The organism is Pseudarthrobacter sp. HLT1-3 (genome assembly GCF_059383535.1).
This window is the reverse complement of sequence record NZ_JBWZCJ010000053.1, coordinates 1-6,216: the sequence shown is the minus strand read 5'-3', so window position 1 is coordinate 6,216 and position 6,216 is coordinate 1. Positions and strand designations below refer to the sequence as shown.

Sequence of the window (6,216 nt, the reverse complement as noted above, 5' to 3'; positions counted from 1 at the left end):
AACTCCGTGGCCGCCAGCGCGCTCCGCCGCGCCGGCTACGACGTCGTCGAACTCGACGGCAGCTACGCCGCCTGGACCGCACGGCAGCACGCGCTGGAATCCGTCCCCGCCAGCTAGTCCGCGCCAGCGGCACTGCCCGGCTGACACAAGTGGCGGCGGTCCTGGACACAGGGCCGCCGCCAACCCTCGTCCCCAACCATGTGGAGCAAGATGACTTCCGGCAACACCAACCCGGTGCAGGAACGGCGCCGCCGCACCGGCATCACGCTGGGCCTGCGGCAGAACCTGCCCCAGTTCATGCTCCTCGTCGCCGTCAATGCCCTAGTCGGCGGCACGCTGGGCCAGGAACGCACCGTGCTCCCGCTGCTGGCCGGGCAGGTCTTCCATCTCGACCTCTATACGAGCGCGCTGACCTACATTTTGGCGTTCGGTCTCGCCAAGGCCGCCACCAATTACTTCGCCGGCACCCTCTCGGACCGCTACGGCCGGAAACCCGTGCTGATCGCGGGCTGGGTTATTGCCCTGCCCGTCCCGCTGATGCTGATATTCGGACCCGCCTGGGGCTGGATCGTCGCCGCCAACGTGGTCCTGGGCATCAGCCAGGGCCTGACATGGTCCACGACTGTGATCATGAAAATGGACCTCGTTGGCCCCTCCAGGCGGGGCCTGGCCATGGGCCTGAACGAAGCGGCCGGTTACCTCGGCGTGGCCGGCACCGCCCTGGCCACCGGCTACATCGCCGCTACCTACGGGTTGCGGCCCGGGCCGTTCCTCCTCGGCGCCGCCTACATCGCACTGGGCCTGGGACTGTCGGTTTTCGCCGTGAAGGAAACCCGGGGTCATGCCCGGCTTGAATCCGCCAACCATACGTCCGCCCACGCCGGCGCCCACGGTGAACTCAACAACCGGGACATCTTCACCCTCACCAGCTTCCGGGATAAATCCCTCTCCTCGGTCAGTCAGGCCGGCATGGTCAACAACCTCAACGACGGCCTCGCCTGGGGACTCTTCCCCGTCCTGTTCGCCGCCGCCGGACTGACGATCGAAAAGATCGGCATTCTGGCCGCCGTCTATCCCGCAGTGTGGGGCGCAGGGCAGCTTGTCACCGGGGGGCTGTCGGACAGATACGGCCGGAAATGGCTGATCGTCGGCGGCATGCTCGTCCAGGCTGCCGCCCTGGCGATGGTCGCCGTCGGCCAGGACTTCGGGATCTGGCTGAGCGCCGCCGTGCTCCTGGGTCTCGGAACGGCGATGGTGTACCCCACCCTGCTCGCCGCCATCGGCGACGTCGCGCACCCGGACTGGCGTGCGCGTTCGGTGGGCATCTACCGTCTGTGGCGCGACGGCGGCTTTGCTGTCGGCGCGCTGCTTTCCGGGATCATCGCCGACGCCTACGGCATTCCCGCCGCCGTCGGCGTCGTTGCAGGACTCACTGCCCTGTCCGGTCTGCTCGTTGCCTTCCGCATGCGCGGCACCGACCACCACCCGGCCGTGGCCTGAGCCGTCAGCCCTCGTGCATATTGTGAGGGGGCTGGTCACAAAACAGGTTCCTGTGCCAGCTCACCGCCGATGTCACCGGGCACGCCGGTGATGGCGGGACCCGTGGAAGCCACCGCCCTCGGCAACGTGCTCGTGCAGGCACGCGCCGCCGGCGAACTGCGGGGAGGCCTCGCTGACCTGCGGAAAGTCGTGGCCGGCAGCGCAGTCCGTGAGCGGTACGAGCCGGCCGCGCTCCAACGCGGGTTGCCGCGGTCCCACCCGATCCGGCAGCGATGAATCCACCAGCAATGACCCAGCAGCAATGACCCAGCAGCAATTTATCCGTCAGGCTGCCCCTGCTGTCTGGAGCGACTGCTTTCACTCACGGTGCCGACCGCTGGCCGCCGCTCGAGGGTGACCGAGGCGACCGTTTCCAGCCTCGGATGCAACTGGTCGCCGCCGTCGACCACACCGGTCTGCCACCACAGCTTCAGCCCTTCCGGTGCCACCTCCAGGCAGGCCAGGTTGTTGTCGAACCATGGACCCTTGATGCCGGACCAGCGGAACGGCGGGTCCGGGACCTTGGCCGAGCGCGCTACCAGCGCTCCGATCGGCGTGGCCAGTCCGTAGGACATAACGGCCGCGAAGGATCTCATCAGCCGGGGCAGGGGATTGCGGATGGGGGAGCAGACAGCCTGCACGATCCGGCTGCCGGATGCGCGCTCCACCTCCGCAACGTAGGAGTAGTGGACGTCCCCGGAGAGAAAAGTGATCGTTTCCGGTGCCGGGCCCCGTTTGCCGTCGGCGACCTCGGTCGCCATGTCCGCCACCTCCTGGAAGCTGTTCTGGAAGGCGCCCCAGTGTTCAAGGTCCACCGCCTGGCGCAGCTTTTCACCGGTCCGGGCGGCACGCTTCCCCCACGCGCCCTGGGAGATTGCCTCATTCCAGGACTCGACATAGTGCAGGCCCATCGGCAGCAGGAAAGGCAGCGAGGTCGCCACCAGCAGGTGCCGGAAACCGCCACGCATCCGTCCGTCCAGCCAGGCCATTTCCGCCTTGTCCACCAGGGCCCGGTGGTCCGGCGCCAGATCCCGGGCAGCGCGGGAGTCCACCACAATCAGCCGGGTGTCCCCGAAGTCCCGGCAGTAGCTCCATCGATAGCTTTCCGGGTTCCGATCGGCCCGGTCCGCGAACTCGTCCAGTGCCGCGCTCACGTCAATCTCGTCGTCGCCTACGTGCCGGGCGATTTGCTGCCAAATTGCGTCCTGCGCCCGCTCCTGCGGTGACAGGTTCCCCAGGTGCTGGTAGACCCAGTACGAGGCCAGCCCAGCGACAATCCGCCCATGCCACCAGGATGTGGCCTCCATTTCCTGCTTCCAGCTCAGTGACGTGTTCCAGTCATCGCGGATGTCATGGTCATCGAAGATCATGGCGCTCGGCAGGGTCGACAGCAGCCACCGGTTCGCCGGGTCTGACCAGGCCAGAAAGTAGAGGTGGGCGTATTCCTCGTAGTCCTTGAGCTCCTCGCCGGGAGGTGCGTCGATGTCCCGACGGGCGCGGATGAACTCCTGCATCTGCTCGCTGGTCAGGTCGGCGTAGACCTGGTCGCCGAGGAAGGCCACCAGATCCGGCCACGGCAGGTCACCGCCGGAGGCCATCCTGAGGGCGTAGGCACGCAGGGAGTCGACGCCGTGGGTCCGGTTGCCGGACTTATCGTGCGGGACGCTGGTCCGGCAGGAGCCGAAGGCCATCCGCAGCGGCTTCCCGGGCTCCAGCGTCGCAATCTTCGACGGCGGGAACCCGGACTCCGGATCGGGCCAGACCTGGGTTCCGTCGATGTCGAGGGCGTAGGACGTGACGCTGCCCGGCTCGAGCCCGTCCAGCTCCACCAGCGCGTAGTGGTGACCGTGCACAGCGAAAGTACGGGCTGCCCAGTTCCTGCCGCCGGCGCGGACCGAGACGCGGGCAGCAGACCGGGTCTCCACCCAGACACTCGCCGAGGTCTCATCCACATGCCGCATCATCGGGCCGAGCACCAGGGGCGAAGTCATGACTCAGTTCTACCCGCTCTGCCCCGGTGCGGCTAGCCGTTCAGCCGCGGGCGGCGGTGGCGTAGGACGCGGCGGCGTAGGCCAGCGCGGCGGACATTTCCTTGAGCAGGTCCGTGTCGGTGTTGCTGATCGTGTCGCAGGCCTCGTGGTAGCAGGAATCGAGGACCTTGCCGGCCGTGCCGCCGAAGGACTGCACCTGGGCCCTGGACTTCTCTTCCACGTCGCCGCTGAACAGCCCGCCGCCGGGAATGCCGGCCTGCAGGAACGCGTCGTAGTCGGAGCCGCCGTCAAAGGGCGTGGTTTCCGCCGGCAGCGAGTTCTCCTGGAAGAACCGGAAAAAAACGTCCTCGATCTGCCTCGAACCCGACGGGCCGGCGTGACCGAAATCCGAGCCGTCGCCGTCATGTATGGACCGCACCCCGTTCGGGGAGGCGGGCATGTCCACGTTCAGGTTCACCGCGGTCTGGGCCTTCCCGGCCTGGCCCAGCTCATCGACGTAATGCTGGGAACCGTACAGGCCGTCCTCCTCCGCGCCCCAGAACGCAAACCGGACCCGGTTCGCCGGGGTGAACCCGCTATCCTTCATCCACCGGGCGATCTCCAGCATCGCCGCGATCCCGCTGCCGTTGTCGTTGATCCCCGGCCCCNTTCCCTCGCCGCGGAAGCTGAAGGTCTGCCGGACCGGGGTGTACCCCGCGGCGCGCAGCTGCTCCTCGACGTAGCGCGCGGAGGCCTCATACCCGGAGGTCCCCGACGCGCGGTTGCCATCATTGTCATCAGCGATCCGCTGCAGCGCCTCCAGATGGCCCACCATGCCCCGGCCCCTGAACTCCGCCAGCACCGCCCGCGCATCCACCCCGCCCGCCGGTTCCAACCGCGGAGCCGCAACGCTGGGGCCGGTGGCTTTGCCGGTCGGGCGGGTGGTCGCCTTGCTGGTCGCCTCCTCTGTTGCGCCGCTCGTCGGGCCAAGGGGCGGGGCTCCGGCCGACGACTCGGCAGTGCAGGCCGTCCCCGACAGCAGCAGCAGCACGGCCAGGACTGTCGGAAGTATGGGCTTGCGCAGGTTCAACATGCTGGAAACCCGTCGTTAGTCGGTTTCAGGTCGAAATCTTCAGACGCTCGCACTGACGCCCGGTGCGCCGCGGCCACCATTGAATCCGCGAAGACCACTATCAGTTGTGACCATTCTGGTGGATTCGGCTGTATCTGCAATAGCGCTTTCCTGTGAAAGAGCTGTGCGAATGGACGTAAGGAGGACTCCCGGCGCCGAGTCAGGTGCAGATATACTTTCTGACCTGGCCAGCGGCACTTCAGACCCCCCGCCGGCGTTGGATTGTTCAGCCACCTGAATACCGGACAGAGCCGGCCACCAGGGCCGGTTCCCTCATGGAAGATGAGCAGAATGACCGTTTCGCCCCTTATCTGGGCTGTCACCATTGTCGTCATCCTGGCATTGCTGGCCTTCGACTACTTCTTCCACATTCGCAAGGCCCATGTGCCCACGCTCAAGGAGGCCGCCTTTTGGTCGGCGCTCTATGTCAGCCTGGCCATCGTCTTCGGCGTCGTTGTATGGTTCTTTGGCGGATCCGGGATGGGGTCCGAGTACTTCGCGGGATACATCACGGAGAAGGCCTTGTCTGTGGACAATCTCTTTGTCTTCCTGATCATCATCGCGAGTTTCCGGGTGCCTCGTGAAGACCAGCAGAAGGTGCTGCTCTTTGGCATCGTCTTCTCACTGATTGCCCGCACCGGATTCATTTTCCTGGGGGCCGCGCTGATCAATTCGTTCGCGTGGGTGTTCTACATCTTCGGCCTGATTCTGCTGATCACTGCCGGCAATCTGCTCCGCCCGGAGACCCACGGCGACGACCAGGCCGACAACTTCATGATCCGTCTTGCCAGAAGAATCTTCCACACCACCGAGCACTACGACGGGGACAAGCTCTTCACCATCCACGATGGCAAGCGGGCGCTGACGCCGATGCTTCTGGTGATGGTCGCGATCGGCGGAACCGATATTCTCTTCGCGCTGGACTCGATCCCTGCGATTTTCGGACTGACGCAGAACGTCTACATCGTCTTCACCGCCACGGCGTTCTCGCTGATGGGCCTGCGCCAGCTCTACTTCCTGATCGACGGACTCCTGGACCGACTCATCTACCTCGCCTACGGTCTGGCGGCCATTCTTGCCTTCATCGGTGTCAAGCTGGTGCTCCACGCACTGCACGAGAACAACCTGCCATTCATCAACGACGGCGAGCCGGTTTCCGTTATCGAGATCAGCACGGGCCTGTCCCTGAGTGTCATCATCGGGGCGTTGACGATCACCGTTGTCGCCTCGCTGCTGAGCAAGGCCGGTCTTGCCCAGACCTCCCTCAACAATGCGCGGCGGCACGCCGTCAGCTACCTTGACCTGGAATACACCGCCGACGCTTCCGAGCGGGAGCGCATTTATCGGCTGCTGACGGAGGAAGAGTCCCAGATCCTGGCCATGGATCCGAAATACCGGACCAAGGCCAAGGACATCGATAAGCTTCGGGCCCTGGCCGCGGAAGCGCACCGGCAGCACGAGGAGTACCTCGCCCGCTGATATGTAGGTCGGGTTGTCAAGAGGCAGAGGTGAGCGGCTCCTGGGTTTGTGGTTCCGGGGGCCGCTCATCGTGTGCCGGGCCGGTTGTGGTGTGAG

General features: G+C 65.8%; 5 protein-coding genes. 3 read left to right on the top strand and 2 right to left on the bottom strand.

Going from position 1 to position 6,216, the window contains the following annotated elements:
• The first annotated feature begins 210 nt into the window (after window positions 1-210).
• Window positions 211-1,500, top strand: coding sequence for an MFS transporter (locus AC50X9_RS21050; RefSeq protein ID WP_494896997.1), 1,290 nt, complete (start codon window positions 211-213; stop codon window positions 1,498-1,500).
• 102 nt (window positions 1,501-1,602) lie between these two features.
• Window positions 1,603-1,776, top strand: a complete 174-nt coding sequence (locus AC50X9_RS21045; protein WP_494896995.1) for a hypothetical protein — start codon at window positions 1,603-1,605, stop codon at window positions 1,774-1,776.
• Between the two features lie 41 nt (window positions 1,777-1,817).
• Here AC50X9_RS21045 and AC50X9_RS21040 read toward each other — a convergent pair whose 3' ends face one another.
• Together AC50X9_RS21040 and AC50X9_RS21035 are read right to left on the bottom strand one after the other, a co-directional pair.
• On the bottom strand, window positions 1,818-3,530 hold the full coding sequence (locus tag AC50X9_RS21040) for an alkaline phosphatase D family protein (protein WP_494896993.1): 1,713 nt from the start codon (window positions 3,528-3,530) through the stop codon (window positions 1,818-1,820).
• Between the two features lie 40 nt (window positions 3,531-3,570).
• A complete protein-coding gene (locus AC50X9_RS21035; protein ID WP_494896999.1) occupies window positions 3,571-4,344 on the bottom strand; it encodes a M20/M25/M40 family metallo-hydrolase in 774 nt (257 codons plus the stop codon).
• Between the two features lie 588 nt (window positions 4,345-4,932).
• Here AC50X9_RS21035 and AC50X9_RS21030 point away from each other — a divergent pair.
• Entirely contained in the window at window positions 4,933-6,120 is a 1,188-nt protein-coding gene (locus AC50X9_RS21030) for a TerC family protein (protein ID WP_494896991.1), read from the top strand.
• Window positions 6,121-6,216: the final 96 nt, after the last annotated feature.

Coding starts and splice junctions, on each gene's coding strand:
- AC50X9_RS21040 (WP_494896993.1), bottom strand. CDS start 3,530: ATGACTTCGCCCCTGGTGCTCGGCCCGATGATGCGGCATGTGGATGAG.
- AC50X9_RS21030 (WP_494896991.1), top strand. CDS start 4,933: ATGACCGTTTCGCCCCTTATCTGGGCTGTCACCATTGTCGTCATCCTG.
- AC50X9_RS21050 (WP_494896997.1), top strand. CDS start 211: ATGACTTCCGGCAACACCAACCCGGTGCAGGAACGGCGCCGCCGCACC.